The organism is Streptomyces sp. NPDC004838, from assembly GCF_053600955.1.
This window is the reverse complement of sequence record NZ_JBSGAW010000012.1, coordinates 173626-191058: the sequence shown is the minus strand read 5'-3', so window position 1 is coordinate 191058 and position 17433 is coordinate 173626. Positions and strand designations below refer to the sequence as shown.

The 17433-nt window shown below is 72.7% G+C and carries 10 protein-coding genes; 3 read left to right on the top strand and 7 right to left on the bottom strand.

What is annotated here, in order from left to right; translation table 11 throughout:
• Positions 1-139 precede the first annotated feature (139 nt).
• From ACWEFL_RS16525 to ACWEFL_RS16495, 7 genes are all read right to left on the bottom strand, one after another.
• On the bottom strand, positions 140-952 hold the full coding sequence (locus ACWEFL_RS16525) for an HpcH/HpaI aldolase/citrate lyase family protein (RefSeq protein ID WP_451712541.1): 813 nt from the start codon (positions 950-952) through the stop codon (positions 140-142).
• Positions 949-2166 (bottom strand): CaiB/BaiF CoA transferase family protein, encoded by a 1218-nt coding sequence (locus tag ACWEFL_RS16520; RefSeq protein WP_451712538.1) that lies wholly within the window; start codon positions 2164-2166, stop codon positions 949-951. The genes ACWEFL_RS16525 and ACWEFL_RS16520 overlap by 4 nt, the downstream gene beginning before the upstream one ends.
• Complete coding sequence (rbsK, locus tag ACWEFL_RS16515; protein WP_451712535.1) at positions 2163-3062, bottom strand: ribokinase; 900 nt, start codon at positions 3060-3062, stop codon at positions 2163-2165. The genes ACWEFL_RS16520 and rbsK overlap by 4 nt, the downstream gene beginning before the upstream one ends.
• Positions 3059-4618, bottom strand: a complete 1560-nt coding sequence (locus tag ACWEFL_RS16510) for an ADP-ribosylglycohydrolase family protein (protein ID WP_451712634.1) — start codon at positions 4616-4618, stop codon at positions 3059-3061. Before ACWEFL_RS16510 ends, rbsK begins: the two co-directional genes overlap by 4 nt.
• 458 nt (positions 4619-5076) lie before the next feature.
• On the bottom strand, positions 5077-6246 hold the full coding sequence (locus tag ACWEFL_RS16505; RefSeq protein ID WP_451712533.1) for an ADP-ribosylglycohydrolase family protein: 1170 nt from the start codon (positions 6244-6246) through the stop codon (positions 5077-5079).
• Complete coding sequence (locus ACWEFL_RS16500; RefSeq protein ID WP_451712631.1) at positions 6209-7513, bottom strand: ADP-ribosylglycohydrolase family protein; 1305 nt, start codon at positions 7511-7513, stop codon at positions 6209-6211. The genes ACWEFL_RS16505 and ACWEFL_RS16500 overlap by 38 nt, the downstream gene beginning before the upstream one ends.
• A 584-nt stretch (positions 7514-8097) precedes the next feature.
• Positions 8098-9177, bottom strand: a complete 1080-nt coding sequence (locus ACWEFL_RS16495; RefSeq protein WP_451712530.1) for an ADP-ribosylglycohydrolase family protein — start codon at positions 9175-9177, stop codon at positions 8098-8100.
• Between the two features lie 222 nt (positions 9178-9399).
• On the opposite strand from ACWEFL_RS16495, the gene ACWEFL_RS16490 reads away from it, so the two are divergent.
• The 3 genes from ACWEFL_RS16490 to ACWEFL_RS16480 all read left to right on the top strand — a co-directional run bounded on the left by ACWEFL_RS16490 (position 9400) and on the right by ACWEFL_RS16480 (position 17084).
• The gene (locus ACWEFL_RS16490; RefSeq protein WP_451712527.1) at positions 9400-10128 is read left to right on the top strand and encodes a VIT1/CCC1 transporter family protein; all 729 of its coding nucleotides are present in this window, start codon (positions 9400-9402) and stop codon (positions 10126-10128) included.
• A 946-nt stretch (positions 10129-11074) separates the two neighbouring features.
• Complete coding sequence (gltB, locus tag ACWEFL_RS16485) at positions 11075-15631, top strand: glutamate synthase large subunit (protein WP_451712524.1); 4557 nt, start codon at positions 11075-11077, stop codon at positions 15629-15631.
• The gene (locus ACWEFL_RS16480) at positions 15624-17084 is read left to right on the top strand and encodes a glutamate synthase subunit beta (protein WP_451712521.1); all 1461 of its coding nucleotides are present in this window, start codon (positions 15624-15626) and stop codon (positions 17082-17084) included. The genes gltB and ACWEFL_RS16480 overlap by 8 nt, the downstream gene beginning before the upstream one ends.
• Positions 17085-17433 lie beyond the last annotated feature (349 nt).

Genomic DNA, 17433 nt, shown 5'->3' with positions numbered 1-17433 from the left:
GCAGCATACGACGGACAGCGCCGCGCGCGGCGAGACGTCCGGCGTGAGGCCGCCGGGAACTCTCAGGGGTTCCCGGCGGCCTCACGGCGTCTGTGAGGGCGTGAGGGCGCACGTGCGGGCGCTGATGCAGATGTACGGGTCAGGGGCTCTCCCGGCGCGCGATCGCGAGGGTCCGCTCGGCCGCCGCCACGATCGCCGCGTCGACGAACCGGCCGTCCGGCAGCGCCAGCGCGCCCCCGTCCGTGGCCGCCGCCTTCACGACCCGTACCGCCGCGTCGATCTCCTCGGGGGTGGGGCGGAAGGCCCGTTCGATGACGGGGAGCTGCCGGGGGTGGATGGCCGCACGGCCCAGGAAGCCGAGGGCGCGGCCATGGGTGCAGGAGGCGTAGAGGGCGTCCAGGTCCCTGATGTCGGGGAACACGGACTGGGACGGGGGTCTCAGGCCCGCGGCGCGGGCGGCGATGACGATCCGGGTGCGCGGCCAGTCGAGGGAGGAGCCGTCCCGTACCCCGAGGTCGGCGCGGAGATCGGCCTCCCCGAGCGCGATGCCGTGGACGGCCGGATGGGCGGTGGCGATGGCGTACGCGTGCTCGATCGCGAGCGCCGACTCCAGTAGCGCGTAGAGCGGAACGCCGGGCGCGAGGGCCGCGATCCGGTGAATGTCAGTGCTGTGTGCGACCTTGGGAACACGGAGAGCACAGAGGCCGGGGAGCCCGGTCAGGGTCTCGGTCTCCTCGGGGGAACGGTGGGAGTTGATGCGGACATGCACGGGAAGGGGCTGGGGGGAGGTGAGGAGTTCGGCCGTGGCGGCGAGGGCGTACTTCTTGCGTTCGGGGGCGACCGCGTCCTCCAGGTCGACGATCACCACGTCGGCACCGGAGGCGAGGGCCTTGAGCACGACTTCGGGGCGGTCTCCGGGTGCGTACAGATAGGTGAGGGGGATGGTGGTCATAGGGCGCCCTGGGCGCGCAGTGCGGTGATATCGGCTTCGGTCAGGCCGAGTTCGGTGAGGACCTCCTCGGTGTCCGCGCCGTGGGGGCGGCCCGCCCAGCGGATGGCGCCGGGGGTCTCGGAGAGGCGGAAGAGGACGTTCTGCATACGGATGGTGCCGAGTTCGGGGTCCGGGACCGCGGTGATGGTGTTCAGCGCCCGGTACTGGGGATCGTCCATGACGTCACGGATGTCGTGGATCGGCGCGATCGCGGCCTCGGCCTTCTCGAAGGCGGACATGGCCTCGTCGCGGGTTCGTCCGGCGATCCAGCCGCCGACCGCCTCGTCGAGTTCGTCCGCGTGCTCGGCCCGGCCGGTTCCGCTGGAGAACCACGGAGCGTCGATGAGGTCGGGGCGGCCGACGAGACGCATGACGCGTTCGGCGATGGACTGGGCCGAGGTGGAGACGGCCACCCAGCGGCCGTCGGCGGTGCGGTAGGTGTTGCGCGGGGCGTTGTTGCCGGAGCGGTTGCCGGTCCGCGGCTGGACATGGCCGAGCTGGTCGTACCAGATCGGCTGCGGACCGAGCACGGTGAGGATGGGTTCGATGATCGCCATGTCGACGACCTGGCCGCGGCCCGTGGCGGTGCGGGCGGCGAGCGCGGTCATGACGGCGTAGGAGGTGGCGAGGGCGGCGATCGAGTCGGCGAGTCCGAAGGGAGGGAGCGTGGGCGGGCCGTCGGGCTCGCCGGTGATGGCGGCGAAACCGCTCATCGCCTCGGCGAGGGTGCCGAAGCCGGGCCGGTGGGAGTACGGGCCGAACTGGCCGAAGCCGGTGACCCGGGCCAGGACGAGACGGGGGTTGGCGGCGCTCAGCTCCGCCCAGCCGAGGCCCCATCTCTCCAGGGTGCCCGGCCGGAAGTTCTCGACGACCACATCGGCGGTGGCGGCCAGCCGGAGCAGGGTGTCACGGCCGCCGGGGGCGGAGAGGTCGAGGGTGATGGTGCGTTTGTTGCGGCCGAGCAGTTTCCACCAGAGGCCGACGCCGTCCTTGGCGGGACCGTGTCCCCGTGACGGGTCGGGGCGGTCGGGGTGTTCGACCTTGACGACCTCGGCACCGAAGTCGCCGAGCATCGTGGCGGCGAGGGGGCCAGCGAAGAGAGTGGCCAGGTCCAGTACGCGAAGACCCTGAAGGGGGGTGGCGCGCACGGCGGTTGTGGGCGGTGTCTGTGTCATGAGGTGCTGTCGTTCTCCGAGTCGATCTCCGGGCGGCACGGCATGGAGGTGGACGCGCCCGTGCGCTGGACGCACAGGGCGGCGGCCGACGAGGCCCAGCGCAGGGCCTGTTCGACGGGCTTGCCCTCGCCGAGCGCGACCGCGAGGGCGCCGACGAAGGTGTCACCTGCGGCGGTGGTGTCGACGGCGTTCACCACGCGGGCGGGGACCGTGAGGGGGGCGGTGTCCCGGCTCGCGTGGAGACAGCCCGCCGCGCCGAGCGTGATCACGACCTCGGGGACCTGTCGCAGCAGCGCCTCGGCGGCCGCAAGGGGGTCGGCGATACCGGTCAGCGTGGTGGCCTCGTGCTCGTTGGGCACCAGCAGATCGGTGACGGCGAGCAGTCCGGGGGGCAGCGGCTGGGCGGGCGCGGGGGTCAGTACGGTCCGTACGCCGTGGCGGCGCGCGGCCTCGGCTCCGTCGAGTACGGCGCTGAGGGGGAGTTCGAGCTGGAGGAGGAGTGTGTCGGCGGTGGCGATGAGGGTTTCGTCGCCGGGGGTGAGGGCGGTGACGGTGCCGTTGGCGCCGGGGATGACGACGATCGCGTTGCCGCCGTCGTCCTCGACGACGACGGTCGCGAGACCGGAGGGGCCTTCCGCCGTGCGCAGCAGGTCGGTGTCGACGCCGGAGGCGGCCAGGGTCCGCCGAAGCCGTGGGCCGAAGTCGTCCGATCCGACCGCTCCGATCATCGCGACGTCTCCGCCCGCGCGGGCGGCGGCGACGGCCTGGTTGGCTCCCTTGCCGCCGGGGATCGTCGTGAACTCCCGTCCGGTGACGGTCTCTCCGCGTTTGGGCGCGTGGGCGACATACGTGACGAGGTCCATATTGGTGCTGCCGAGCACCACGATGCCGGTCATGGGCGCAGGGCCTCCTGGTGGGTGAGGTGGGCGAGGGCGTCGAAGCCGATGCCGTCGAAGCCGGCGACGGATGTGGCGAGTCGGTTCCGGAGCGGGGCGGTCCACCGGTCGGGCAGCCGTTCGGGGCGACCGGCGAGAAGTCCCGCGATCGAACCCGCCGTCGCGCCGTTGGAGTCGGTGTCCCAACCGCCTGATACGGCCCGGCAGATGGAGCCGGTGAAGTCGCCGTCGGCGTGGGTGAGGGCGGCGGCGAGCAGAGCGGCGTTGGGGACGGCGTGGACCCAGTGGTACCGGCCGTAGGAGGTGTGGAGGCGGTCGACCACGGTGTCGAAGTCCGGTTCGGCGCGGGCCGCGTCGATGCCGGAGCGGACGGCCTCGGCGAGCCGGGAGCCGGGCGGCACGACCGTGAGGCCGACGGCGAGCGCCTGATGGACGTCATGGGCTCCGCCGGCCGCGGCGGCGATCGACGCGGCGATGAACATCGCGCTGTACACGCCGTTCGCGGTGTGGGTGAGGGACGCGTCCCGGTACGCCTGGGCCGCTGCCGCGCCCGGATCGCCGGGGTGGGTCCAGCCGTGCGTATCCGCGCGGATGGCGGCCCCGATCCACTCCCGGAAGGGGTTGTGGTGGCTCGCCGTGTCAGGGGGTTCGACCCCGGAGAGCAGATTGCGGTAGGCGATCCGCTCGGCGGTGAACGTCCGCCCGGCCGGAAGCACGTCCAGCCAGAGCCGCCCGACGTCCTCGGTGCGGAAGTCCCGTCCGTAACGCTGGATCAGCAGCAGGTTCAGGAGCGGGTAGTTGAGGTCGTCGTCCTCCGGCATCCCGTCGATGTTCTCGGCGAGCGACGTGGGCGCGGAACGTCGGTTCCAGGGGTGGGCGCGGGCGAGATCCGCGGGCAGACCTCTGGCGGTGAACCAGGTGTGCAACGGCCAGTTGCCGGTCGCACGGCCGATGGCGCGAATGGCGTGGAGGGGCAGCTTCTCGACGGGTTTGCCGAGCAGACAGCCCGCCGCCCGGCCGAGCCAGGCGGCGTGCAGGGCATCGCGGTACCCGTGTCCGGTGGTCCCGTTCCCGGTCGCCCGGTGTCCGGTGGTCTCGTTCCCGGTCGTCTCGTTTCCGGTCACCCTGCGTGCGGTGGTCCCGTGTCCGGCCGTTTCGTGTCCGGCCGTTTCGTGTCCGGTCGTTTCGTGTCCGGTCGTTTCGTGTCCGTCGGAACGGGGTCCTGCCGTCCGGTCCTCGCGTGGCCCGTTCCGGCTTAAGCCCGCGGGAGCCGGCCAAGGCTCAGAGCTGCACCCTTCGGGCCGGGCGCCGGCATCCGGTCCCCCGCCCGGCGGGTTCGCGGCGGGCGTGAGCGTAGGCCGGGGGATCTGCGAGCCGCCGTGGTGGTCCGGTGCGGGGCGGCGCTGCGGGGCCTCGGACCGTACAGCGGTCGGCCAACCCGGGCAGGCCGTTCGGATCGAGTGGAGTTCCGTCGGCTCACGGGCCGTCAGAGGACTGGACAGAGCGGCGAGTTCGTCGAGGAGGCGGGTCGCGAGAGTGCGCAGCCGCCGGGACACGGGGGTGGGCGACGAGCCCGCTGCCGGGGGAGCGGGGGAGCCGCCCGCCGTCCGCCATGCCCTGGCGACGGCGGTCGCGTCCCGGCCGTCCTCCTCGGCCTGACGCAGCTCATGACCGATCAGATCCTCCGGCTGCACCCACGTGACCCGGAGCCCGGCCGGTTCCCCGGCCGTCGCCGTGGGCGGCGTCACCGCGCTCTCACGGGCGGCCCCCGGCGCGGTACCCGTCGTGGGGGTCGCGATGGCGGTGGTGGGCGGCTCGGCTGCGGGCGTCGGGCTTTCGGGCGTCGGGCCCGCTTTCGGGAGTGCTCCGCCCGACGGGACGGCGTCGCGCTGTCGGCGGTGGGTCTCGTCCGTCGTCCGCCGGGTGGAGGGCGCGGTGGCGGCGGGGCCGGTGGTGGCCGGGCCGGTGGTCGGGGGCTTGGCTTCGGGCGTCGGGGGCCCGGAGGCCGTGGACGTCATCGGGTGTCCGCCGTCAGATGGGCGAAGGCCGACTCGTGCGCGCGTCGGCGTTCCGTGTCGCGTACGAAGATCTCGCGGGCGACGGCGGCCAGTTCACGCGCCGGGGTGTGCAGATCCAGTCGGCTGGCCTCGGCGACCGACTTCGCCCAGTCGTGGGGGACCGACTGCTCGCCCCGGAGCGCGCCCGCGATCGCGCCGGACATCGTGGCGATGGAGTCGCAGTCGCGGCCGTAGTTGACCGAGCCCAGAACCGTGGGCCGGTAGTCGCCGCCGCCGACCAGCAGCATGCCCAGGGCGATGGGCAGTTCCTCGATGGAGTGCAGCCGGGAGGGGCGACGGGCGGCCAGGGAGGGGGCGCGGTAGTCGGGGCCGACCGTGTCGAAGGGAGCGACCGCCGTACGGAGCGGGGCCAGCGCCGACTCGAAGTCCGTGTGCAGCACGGCGACTTCGGCCACCGCCTCGATCGCCGCGCGGGTGCCGTCCTTCGCCACGGCCAGCGCCGTGTCGACGACCGACGCGGGTGTCGCTCCTGGCGCGCAGGCCGCCGCGACCGCGGCCGCGAAGACGCCCGCCGCCTCCCGTCCGTACGAGGACTGGTGCGCGCCCGCGAGGTCGAGGGCCTCCGCATAGGCGGCGGCGGGGTTCGCGGCGTTCACCAGGCCCACGGGGGCCATGTACATCGCCGCGCCGCAGTTGACGATATTGCCGGCGCCCGCCTCGCGCGGGTCGTTGTGGCCGTAGTGGAGACGGGCCACGAGCCACTTCTCGGCCAGGAAGATCCGCTGAAGGGGGAGCGCCTCGGCCTCCAGTTCGGGAATCCAGCGGGGCTTGGAGATCAGGTCGGGGACCAGGTGATCGGCGATCGCGTAGGCGTCGAGGTGGTCGCGGACCTTCGCGTACACCCTGATCAGCGCATGGGTCATCAGGGTGTCGTCGGTGACGTGGCCGTCGCCCTTGTGGTACGGGGCGATGGGGCGGGCGGTGCGCCAGGCGTCGCCGTTCCAGGGCCCGACGATGCCGTGGACCCGGCCGCCGTGCCGCTCGGAGATCTGCTCGGCCGTGTACCCCTCGACCGGTCCGCCGAGCGCGTCGCCGACCGCCGCGCCGATGAGAGCGCCGGTGATCCGGTCATCGAGTGCCGGGGTCGTTGGTGGTGTTGGCGTCATGCCGGAATTGTCCACCCGGTGCGGTCAGTTCCGCGTGTGCGAGGAGCCCGGCGAGTTCGACCAGGTCGGTGCCCGCGAGCCGGGGGAGCGCGCATCCGGGGAGGGTGCGGCAGGCATCGCGCCAGGAGTCCGGAATGCCGTCCCCGCCGCCGAGTACGCCGGTCAGCGCACCGGCGAGCGCGGGCGCGGAGTCGGCGACCCTCGACAGACAGGCCGCAGTCGGCACGGCCTCGGCGACCCGGCCGCGCGCCGCCGTCGCGACGGCGAGCGCCACCGGAACGGTCTCGGCCGCGGCGATTCCATAGCTGTAGACGTGGTCGACGATCTGATGCTCCAGCAGGGGTACGAGATCGAACGCGGCGTGCGCGTTCCGCGCGAGTGCGACGGCGTGCCGCGCGTTCCGGCCGATCTCCGTCGAGGCGGGCAACTGGGCGAGGGCCGCGTCCACGGCCTCGTCGACCGGCGCGCCGCCGAGCGCGGCGGCGACGGCCGCGGCCATGGCACGGGCGCCGTGAACCCCGTCCCCGTCCTGGGTGTAGCGCGCGTCGAACTCCGCGAGCGCGGCGGCGGCGGCCGGGTCTCCGGGGTGGACGACCGCGAGGACGGCGGCCCGTACACAGGCGGCGTCGTCGAAGTAGTGCGGGTTGTCGTGGCCGGTCGCCGGGGGCCGCAGGCCGGTGGCGAGATTGCCCAGCCCCGCGCGTACGGAGATCCGGGCGCGCAGCGGGAGCACGGCGGACTCCACCTCGGGCGCGCGGGCCGCCGCCGCCGCGACCTCGCCCGCGAGGGAGTTCCAGGCGAGGTCCACGGCCGCCCGCATACGGCGTTCCGGCGGCAGGCTCGCGAAGAGGCCGCCGCACGCGGTGAGCACGGTCTCCGCGGTGAAAGCGGCCCACTCGGCGTCGTCCGACGGGCCGAGGCGGAGGGGTTCGGGCGGCTGGTTGAGGGCGATCGGGACGGGAAGGGTGGTGGTCGCGTTCTGCTCGGCGAAGGTGTCCAGCTCACGGGTGAGCCGGCGCGTCCATTCGGGCATTCGCGCGGCCCGGTGCCGCGCGGCCGGCCACCCGGCGGCGTCGCCCGCGGCGAGCCCGAGCAGAAGGCCCTCGACGGGACGGAGCGAAGGGCTGCCCGGCTCGCGGCGCGCGTGGGCGTGGGCGCGTGTGTGGGAGCCGGAGCCGGAGCCGGAGCCGGCGCGGGTGTGGGCGCGGGCCGTGCTCGGGCGGTGAGCGTCGCGCTCGGGTGCGGAGACGGGGTGCGGGGCGGACAGGGGGCGTTCAGGGGGGTGGAGGCCGGGGGCCGCGCGGGCGTCCCGGCGCGGGCCGGGACGTTCGCGCAGGACCCTCGCGGACGGGCCGGGGCCGGGGGCCGTGGTGGCCGCGTCCGGCGTCCGACCCGTCCCGGCCCGCGCGACGTCGCCGGGGAGGTACACGGTGACGGTCCCGTGGTGCGCCCCGGAGCCGGAGCGCACCGGGAACGGGCGGTGATGCCGCGCCGCGCCCCCCGCACCGCCGGTCCCGCGGTGCGGCTCGAGTGCGCCTGGGAGGGCGGACGGCGTGGCCTCGTGCCCGCCCGTCGGCGGGGCGCCGGGCGGCTGCGGGGCGGTGTCCGTCGCCGTGGGTACGCGGGTTTTCGCCGCGGGCGGGCCGGGCGCGGTGCCGCCGGGGTGGTCGTGCGGCGCGCACCCCTCTCCGGGAGGAACCCCCGTTCCGGAAGGAATCCCTTCACCGGGAAGAGGCGCGGCCCCGGCCCCCTGCCCGGAGGGCACACCGTCGGCGGGGGCGGTCGCCGTGAGCTCCGGTGGTGGACCGGGCCCGTCCGTGACGGGCGTGCGCCCGTCCGTCGCTTCCGTGGTCATGCCGCTTCCCCCGGATCGTCGTCCGGGGTGAGCGGATCGTCGTCCGGAGTGAGGAGGTCCGCGACATCCAGAATGTGGTGGCCCCTCATCGAGGGGAGACAGCTCCCGCGAACCGGGCCGATGGCCGAGGCCCATTCGGCGGGGATCGCCGACGAGCCGGCCACCGCCCCGGCGAGCGCGCCCGCCACCGCCGCCGTCGTATCGGCGTCACGGCCCATGTTGACCGCCGTCAGCACCGACGTACGGAAATCACCGCGCGCCGCCGCGAACGCGCCGAAGGCGAGCCCCACCGCCTCCGGGGCGAGATCGGTCCACGGGTAACCGCCGATGACGACCGAGGAACGGACCGCCCGCTCCATGGCCAGCGTGCTCTCGTGGACGCCCTGCGCGGCGACGACCCCTCGGCGCAGCGAGCGGGCCGTCCAGGAGTCCATCGGGATCACCGAGAGAGCCGCGCCGATCACCCCGGCCGGGCCCGCGCCCGCCATCGCCGCCGCCACACCGGCCGCGACCGCCTGGCCGCCGTAGATGCCCTCACCCTCATGGCTGACCGTCCCGTCGATCGCCACCAGCCTGGCCGCCTCCAGCGGACGGCCCGCCGCGAAGACCCCGAACGGCGCCGCCCGCATCGCCAGACCGTCGCTCCAGGCGTGCCGGTGCTGCGCCGAGATGGGGGCGGCGAGACCACGGCGGAGGTTCTCCAGAGTGCCGCGCTCGCTGAACCCCGCGCCCCGGAACGGGCCCTCGTCCAGATCCGCGATCCAGTGGTGCCAGGCGTTCTCCACATGGGCCAACGTCAGGGCCGAGCCGTGCCGGGCGAGCAGGAGGCCGGAGAAGATGGCGTACTCGGTGTCGTCCGTGCCGGCCGGGTCGTCGTTCACGAAGCCCTCGATACGGCCCCACCTGCGGCGGATCTCGGACGGCCGCATGTTCTCCGCGGGCGCGCCCAGGGCGTCGCCGACCGCCAGCCCGAGCAGGGCCCCGTACGCGCGGTCCCGCAGCGGCGAGAGCGGCCCGGCCGGCGGGATCGCCGCGCGTACGGAGGAATCGGCGGGATCGTCTGCGATCAACTCCATGGGCGAGCCCCTTCCACGCGCACGAGCCTGGTGCCTGCATCTGTGCCACGCGCGGTGCGCGACAAGTCCGAGAAACGTCCCTGTCACCCCGATTGTCACCCGCTCGACTCCAGGTAAGTACGGCCTGCCTTGCTGGCGCGGTCCTTACATCGCGCGTACTTTCGACGGTGTTCGAAGGGGGTGGCGGGGTGAACGGCTCCGCCGTCCGAGCAAGGGGAGACTGTGTCCATCATCGAAAACGGCGCGACCCTGCACGAGGCGCACCGCGACAACCACACACACCGTGACGTCAACGGCGGCTGGCTGCGGCCCGCGGTGTTCGGCGCGATGGACGGACTGGTCTCCAACCTGGCCCTCATGACCGGTGTCGCGGGCGGGGCGGTGTCGCAGCAGACCATCGTCATCACGGGCCTCGCCGGGCTGGCCGCGGGCGCGTTCTCGATGGCGGCGGGGGAGTACACCTCGGTCGCCTCGCAGCGGGAGCTGGTCCAGGCGGAACTGGACGTGGAGCGGCGGGAGTTGCGCAAGCACCCGGTGGACGAGATGGAGGAGCTGGCGGCGCTGTACGTGGCGCGGGGCGTCGAGCCCGAGCTGGCGCGCGAGGTCGCGATGCAGCTCTCCAGGGATCCCGAGCAGGCGCTGGAGATCCACGCGCGGGAGGAACTGGGGGTCGACCCGGACGATCTGCCGTCACCGCTCGTGGCGGCGGTCTCCTCCTTCGGTGCGTTCGCGCTCGGGGCGCTGCTGCCGGTGCTGCCGTATCTGCTCGGCGCGAACGCGCTGTGGCCGGCGGTGCTGCTCGCGCTGGCGGGCCTCTTCGGCTGCGGGGCGCTGGTGGCCCGGGTGACGGCGCGGAGCTGGTGGTACAGCGGGCTGAGGCAGCTGGCGCTGGGCGGTGTGGCGGCGGCGGTGACGTACGGGCTCGGGGTGCTGTTCGGAGCGGCGCTCTGACGATCCGGACGGGGGCATGACCCGGCGGGCCGGGCCCGTCCGTCGCGCGGCGGCCGGTGGGCGTCATGGCCCGCCTCGCGCCTCACGCGGAGGGCTCCGCGCCCCGGCACCGGCTCGGACCCGTGGAAGACCGCAGGGGGCGTTCCCCACCGGGACTCAGCCCGGGTCGTCCCCACGGACCGGGGCTCCGCCCCGGCCCCCGCGCCTCAGCCCCGGCCCCCGCGCCTCAGCGGTCGGCGGGCTTCTCTCCGCCGACCGCCGGCTTTCTCGGCCGCCTTCTCTGCCGAGGTCGGTTTCCGCCGGGTCGGTCGCGTTTCAGGCCGCCCGGCCCCTTTCCGCCTGCCGGTGTCGGAACGCCGAATCGGGACGCGGGCCGCCCCCGCCTCCGCACCCCGGCACCGGCTCGGCCCCCTGCCCGCGATCGTCGGCGGGCCAGGCTCGGCCCCCCGCCCCGCGATCGTCGGCGGGCCCGGCGCGGTCGCCCCGGCCCGTTTCACAGGCCGGTCCCGTACGCTTGGCGCCAATGCCTTCGCCGGTGCGGGGCGGAGCCCCGGCAGGATGCACGGGCCCGCCCTCGCCCGGACGCCGGAGCCCCGCCCCCGCGGGCCCGGCTGTGATGTACGTCCCGAAGCCGTACTCCGGTCACGGTGAGAGACTGGGCATGGCGCCGGGAAGACAGCCGTAACACCGCGGTTTCGAGTCCTTCATCTCGGGGCATGAGCCGAGGGCGATTCGGGCAATGAAGCCCTGGGTACGCGACCGGTCCCGTAGATGCCGATCTGTCCGGCGGAAATCCTCGACCGAGCCATTACGGCGTCCGCATGTTGGAATGAGTAATCCGCTTTTCGAGAAGCATTCCATCATGTAACCTGCACGGAATTTCTCCGCAGAGGGCCAACGTCGTCCCTCGGCACCAGCACATGCCACGACGACGACGGGAGAGCCGATGCGTTTCGACGCCTGGTCGCCCATGGACGGTCGCCCCGCCCCCCAGGGGATGTACGACCCCCGTAACGAACACGATGCCTGCGGTGTCGGGTTCGTGGCCACCCTGACCGGTGTTGCCAGCCATGAGCTGGTGGAACAGGCGCTGACGGTACTGCGGAACCTCGAACACCGCGGTGCCACCGGCTCTGAGCCCGACTCGGGGGACGGCGCCGGGATCCTGCTCCAGGTACCGGACGCGTTCCTCCGGGAAGTCAGCGGATTCGAGCTCCCCGAGGCAGGGGCGTACGCCGTCGGCATCGCCTTCCTCCCCGAGGACGGCACCGCCGACGCCGTCTCGCGCATCGAGACGCTCGCGGGCGAGGAAGGGCTCACCGTCCTCGGCTGGCGCGAGGTCCCCGTCACCCCCGATCTCCTCGGCAACGGCGCCCGCGCCACCATGCCGGTCTTCCGCCAGCTCTTCGTGAGCGACGGAACGAGCACCGGCATCGCGCTCGACCGCAAGGCGTTCGTCCTGCGCAAGCGCGCCGAGCGCGAGGCCGGGGTCTACTTCCCCTCCCTGTCGGCGCGCACCATCGTCTACAAGGGCATGCTGACCACCGGCCAGCTGGAGCCCTTCTTCCCGGACCTCTCCGACCGGCGCTGCGCCACCGCCGTCGCGCTCGTCCACTCGCGGTTCTCGACGAACACCTTCCCGAGCTGGCCGCTGGCCCACCCCTACCGCTTCGTCGCCCACAACGGCGAGATCAACACGGTCAAGGGCAACCGCAACTGGATGCGCGCCCGCGAGTCCCAGCTGGTCTCCGGGCTCTTCGGCGGCGAGCTGGAGCGGATCTTCCCCGTCTGCACACCGGACGCCTCCGACTCCGCCTCCTTCGACGAGGTGCTGGAGCTGCTCCACCTCGGCGGCCGTTCGCTGCCGCACTCCGTGCTGATGATGGTCCCCGAGGCATGGGAGAACCATGACTCCATGGACCCGGCCCGGCGCGCCTTCTACCAGTTCCACTCCGCGATGATGGAGCCCTGGGACGGTCCCGCCTGCGTGACCTTCACCGACGGCACCCAGGTCGGCGCGGTCCTCGACCGCAACGGACTGCGGCCCGGACGGTACTGGGTCACCGACGACGGACTCGTGGTGCTCTCCTCCGAGGTCGGCGTGCTCGACATCGACCCCGCCAGGGTCGTACGCAAGGGACGGCTCCAGCCCGGCCGGATGTTCCTCGTCGACACCGCCGAGCACCGCATCATCGAGGACGACGAGATCAAGTCCACCCTCGCCGCCGAGAATCCCTACGCGGAGTGGCTCGAAGCCGGGATCATCGAGCTGGAGGACCTGCCCGAGCGCGAGCACATCGTGCACACCCACGCCTCGGTCACCCGCCGCCAGCAGACCTTCGGCTACACCGAGGAAGAGCTGCGCGTCATCCTCGCCCCGATGGCCCGGACCGGCGGCGAACCGCTGGGCTCCATGGGCACGGACTCCCCGATCGCCGCCCTCTCCGAGCGGCCACGGCTGCTCTTCGACTACTTCACCCAGCTGTTCGCCCAGGTCACCAACCCGCCGCTGGACGCCATCCGCGAGGAACTGGTCACCTCGCTGCACTCCTCCCTCGGCCCCGCCGGGAATCTGCTGGAGCCGACCGCGGCCTCCTGCCGCAGCGTCACCCTCCCCTTCCCGGTGATCGACAACGACGAGCTGGCCAAGCTCATCCACATCAACGCCGACGGCGACATGCCCGGCATGAAGGCGGCGACGCTCTCCGGCCTCTACCGCGTCGGCGGCGGCGGCGAAGCGCTGGCCGCCCGTATCGAGGCCGTCTGCGCCGAGGTGGACGCGGCCATCGAGGACGGCGTCCGGCTGGTCGTGCTCTCCGACCGGCACTCGGACGCCGAGCACGCGCCGATCCCGTCGTTGCTGCTCACCTCCGCCGTGCACCACCACCTCATCGCGACCAAGCAGCGCACCCAGGTCGGGCTGCTCGTCGAGGCCGGCGATGTGCGCGAGGTGCACCATGTCGCGCTGCTCATCGGCTACGGCGCCGCCGCCGTCAACCCGTATCTCGCGATGGAGTCCGTCGAGGACCTCGTCCGCGCCGGGAACTTCATCGAGGGCGTCGAGACCGAGCAGGCCATCCGCAACCTGATCCACGCCCTCGGCAAGGGCGTGCTGAAGGTCATGTCCAAGATGGGCATCTCCACCGTCGCCTCCTACCGAGGCGCGCAGGTCTTCGAGGCTATCGGGCTCGACGAGTCCTTCGTCCACACGTACTTCAACGGCACCGCCAGCAAGATCGGCGGCGCGGGCCTGTCAGTCGTCGCCGACGAGGTCGCCGCCCGGCACGCCAAGGCGTACCCGGCCTCCGGCATCGCCCCGGCGCACCGCGCGCTGGAGATCGGCGGCGAGTACCAGTGGCGCCGCGAGGGCGAGCCCCACCTCTTCGACCCGGAGACGGTCTTCCGCCTCCAGCACTCCACCCGCAACCGCCGCTACGACATCTTCAAGCAGTACACGGACCGGGTGAACGAGCAGTCCGAGCGGCTGATGACGCTCCGCGGCCTGTTCGGATTCGCCTCCGGCCGGGAGCCGATCCCGCTGGACGAGGTCGAGCCCGCCGCCGAGATCGTCAAGCGGTTCTCGACCGGCGCGATGAGTTACGGATCCATCTCCCGCGAGGCGCACGAGACCCTCGCCGTCGCCATGAACCGGCTGGGCGGCAAGTCCAACACCGGCGAGGGCGGCGAGGACGCCGACCGGCTCTACGACCCCGAGCGCCGTTCCAGCATCAAGCAGGTCGCCTCCGGCCGCTTCGGCGTGACGAGCGAGTACCTGGTCAACGCCGACGACATCCAGATCAAGATGGCGCAGGGCGCCAAGCCCGGCGAGGGCGGTCAGCTGCCCGGCCACAAGGTCTACCCGTGGGTGGCCAGGACCCGGCACTCCACTCCGGGCGTCGGCCTGATCTCCCCGCCGCCGCACCACGACATCTACTCCATCGAGGATCTCGCCCAGCTGATCCACGACCTCAAGAACGCCAACCCGAAGGCCCGGATCCACGTCAAGCTGGTCTCCGAGGTCGGCGTCGGCACCGTCGCCGCCGGCGTCTCCAAGGCGCACGCCGACGTGGTCCTCATCTCCGGACACGACGGCGGCACGGGCGCGTCACCCCTGACGAGCCTCAAGCACGCGGGCGGACCCTGGGAGCTCGGGCTCGCCGAGACCCAGCAGACCCTGCTGCTCAACGGGTTGCGCGACCGGATCGTCGTCCAGACCGACGGACAGCTCAAGACCGGCCGCGACGTCGTCATCGCCGCGCTGCTCGGAGCCGAGGAGTTCGGTTTCGCGACCGCGCCGCTCGTCGTCTCCGGCTGCGTCATGATGCGCGTCTGCCATCTGGACACCTGCCCGGTCGGCATCGCCACCCAGAACCCGGTGCTGCGCGAGCGGTTCTCCGGCAAGGCCGAGTACGTCGTCAACTTCTTCGAGTTCGTCGCCGAGGAGGTCCGCGAACTCCTGGCCGAACTGGGCTTCCGTACGCTGGAAGAGGCCGTCGGCCACGCCGAGATCCTCGACACCGAGCGGGCGGTGAAGCACTTCAAGGCCCAGGGGCTCGATCTGACCCCGCTCTTCCACGTGCCCGAACTGCCCGACGGCGCGGTACGCCACGCCCTCGTCGAGCAGGACCACGGACTGGAGAAGGCGCTCGACAACGAGCTGATCAAGCTCGCCGCCGACGCGCTGAACGCCACGTCCGCCGAGGCGGCCCAGCCGGTGCGCGCCCAGGTCGCCATCCGCAACATCAACCGGACCGTCGGCACGATGCTCGGCCACGAGGTGACCCGGAGGTTCGGGGGCGCGGGACTGTCCGACGACACCATCGACATCACCTTCACCGGCTCGGCCGGCCAGTCCTTCGGCGCCTTCGTCCCCCGCGGGGTCACCCTGCGCCTCGAAGGCGACGCCAACGACTACGTCGGCAAGGGCCTCTCCGGCGGCCGGGTGATCGTCCGCCCCGACCGGAGCGCGGACCATCTGGCCGAGTACTCCACCATCGCGGGCAACACCATCGCGTACGGAGCGACCGGCGGCGAACTTTTCCTGCGCGGCCGAACCGGCGAACGGTTCTGCGTCCGCAACTCCGGCGCCACCGTCGTGTCGGAGGGCGTCGGCGACCACGGCTGCGAGTACATGACCGGCGGTCACGCGGTGGTGCTCGGTGAGACCGGACGCAACTTCGCGGCCGGCATGTCCGGCGGCATCGCCTATGTCGTCGACCTCGACCGGGACAACGTCAACCCCGGCAACCTCCAGGCGATCGAGACCCTCACCGACACCGACAAGGCGTGGCTGCACGACGTCGTGCGCCGCCACCAGGAGGAGACGGGCTCCACCGTCGCCCTGACGCTCCTCGCCGACTGGTCCGCGAACGCCGACCGGTTCAGCAAGATCATCCCATCCACGTACAAGGCAGTGCTCGCCGCCAAGGACGCCGCTGAGCTCGCCGGTCTCTCCGACCAGGAGACCACCGAGAAGATGATGGAGGCGGCGATCAATGGCTGACCCCAAGGGCTTCCTGACCACCGGGCGCGAGGTCGCCACGACCCGTCCCGTGGACGAGCGTCTCAAGGACTGGAACGAGGTCTACGTTCCGGGCTCCCTGCTGCCGATCATCAGCAAGCAGGCCGGCCGCTGCATGGACTGCGGCATCCCGTTCTGCCACAACGGCTGTCCGCTCGGGAACCTCATCCCCGAGTGGAACGACTACGCCTACCGCGAGGACTGGGCAGCCGCCTCGGAGCGCCTGCACGCGACGAACAACTTCCCCGAGTTCACCGGACGGCTCTGCCCCGCGCCCTGCGAGTCGGCCTGTGTGCTCGGCATCAACCAGCCCGCCGTCACCATCAAGAACGTCGAAGTCTCCATCATCGACAAGGCGTGGGACTCCGGCGACGTCACCCCGCAGCCGCCGGACCGGCTCTCCGGCAAGACCGTCGCCGTCATCGGCTCGGGCCCGGCCGGCCTCGCCGCCGCCCAGCAGCTGACCAGGGCCGGTCACACCGTCGCCGTGTACGAGCGGGCCGACCGCATCGGCGGACTGCTGAGGTACGGCATCCCCGAGTTCAAGATGGAGAAGGTCCACATCAACCGGCGCATCGAGCAGATGCGCGCGGAGGGCACCAAGTTCCGTACGGGGGTGGAGATCGGCCGCGACATCGACGCGGCCAAGCTGCGCCGCCGGTACGACGCGGTGGTCGTCGCGGCCGGTGCGACGGTCTCCCGCGATCTGCCCGTCCCCGGCCGGGAGCTGAACGGCATCCACTTCGCGATGGAGTATCTGCCGCTCGCCAACAAGGTGCAGGAGGGCGACTTCGTCGCCCCGCCGATCACCGCCGAGGGCAAGCACGTCGTCGTCATCGGAGGCGGCGACACGGGCGCGGACTGCGTGGGCACCGCCCACCGGCAGGGCGCGGCCTCGGTCACCCAGCTGGAGATCATGCCCCGGCCGGGCGACGAGCGGAGCGCCGGCCAGCCCTGGCCGACCTTCCCGATGCTCTACAAGGTCACCTCGGCACACGAGGAGGGCGGCGAGCGCGTCTACTCGGTGTCCACCACCCACTTCGAGGGCGACGAGGACGGGAACGTCCAGTACCTGCATCTGATCGAGGTCGAGTTCAGCGGCGGCAAGCTGACGCAGAAGCCCGGCACCGAGCGCAGGATCCCGGCTCAGCTCGTCACCCTGGCGATGGGATTCACCGGCACCGACCAGGAGAACGGCCTGGTCCGGCAGTTCGGTCTGGAGCTGGACGAGCGCGGCAACGTCGCGCGCGACGCGGAGTACGCGACCAACGTCGACGGCGTGTACGTCGCGGGTGACGCGGGCCGCGGCCAGTCGTTGATCGTGTGGGCGATCGCCGAGGGCCGCTCGGCGGCGCGCGGGGTCGACCGCTATCTGACCGGCACGAGCGAACTCCCGGCCCCGATCCGCCCGACCGACCGCGCGCTGACGGTCTGACGGCTCGACGGTGCGCTGAGGTCCGGGCCGTCCGACCGAGCCCTCACGCGCACCGGTGAACGTCCCGTACAACGGCGTACGGAACACCATGCGGCGCCCGCCCAGTCCCCGACCAGGTCTCGGGTGGGCGCCGCAGCATGTGCCGGCGCGGGCCACGCGCTCCCGGCCCGGCCCCCGGTCCCTGCGGCGTGCCCCGCGCCGGTGTCGTTCCCGCCCGCGAGGCCCTTGCGGCAGCAGCGGCCCGACCGCTGCCGGTGATCCACGGGAAGCGCCGATCCCGGTGCCGCTGTCGTACCCGTGACGTAATCTCGGCATACCCGTCGATTAGCGCATAGCGCATGGCGCATGG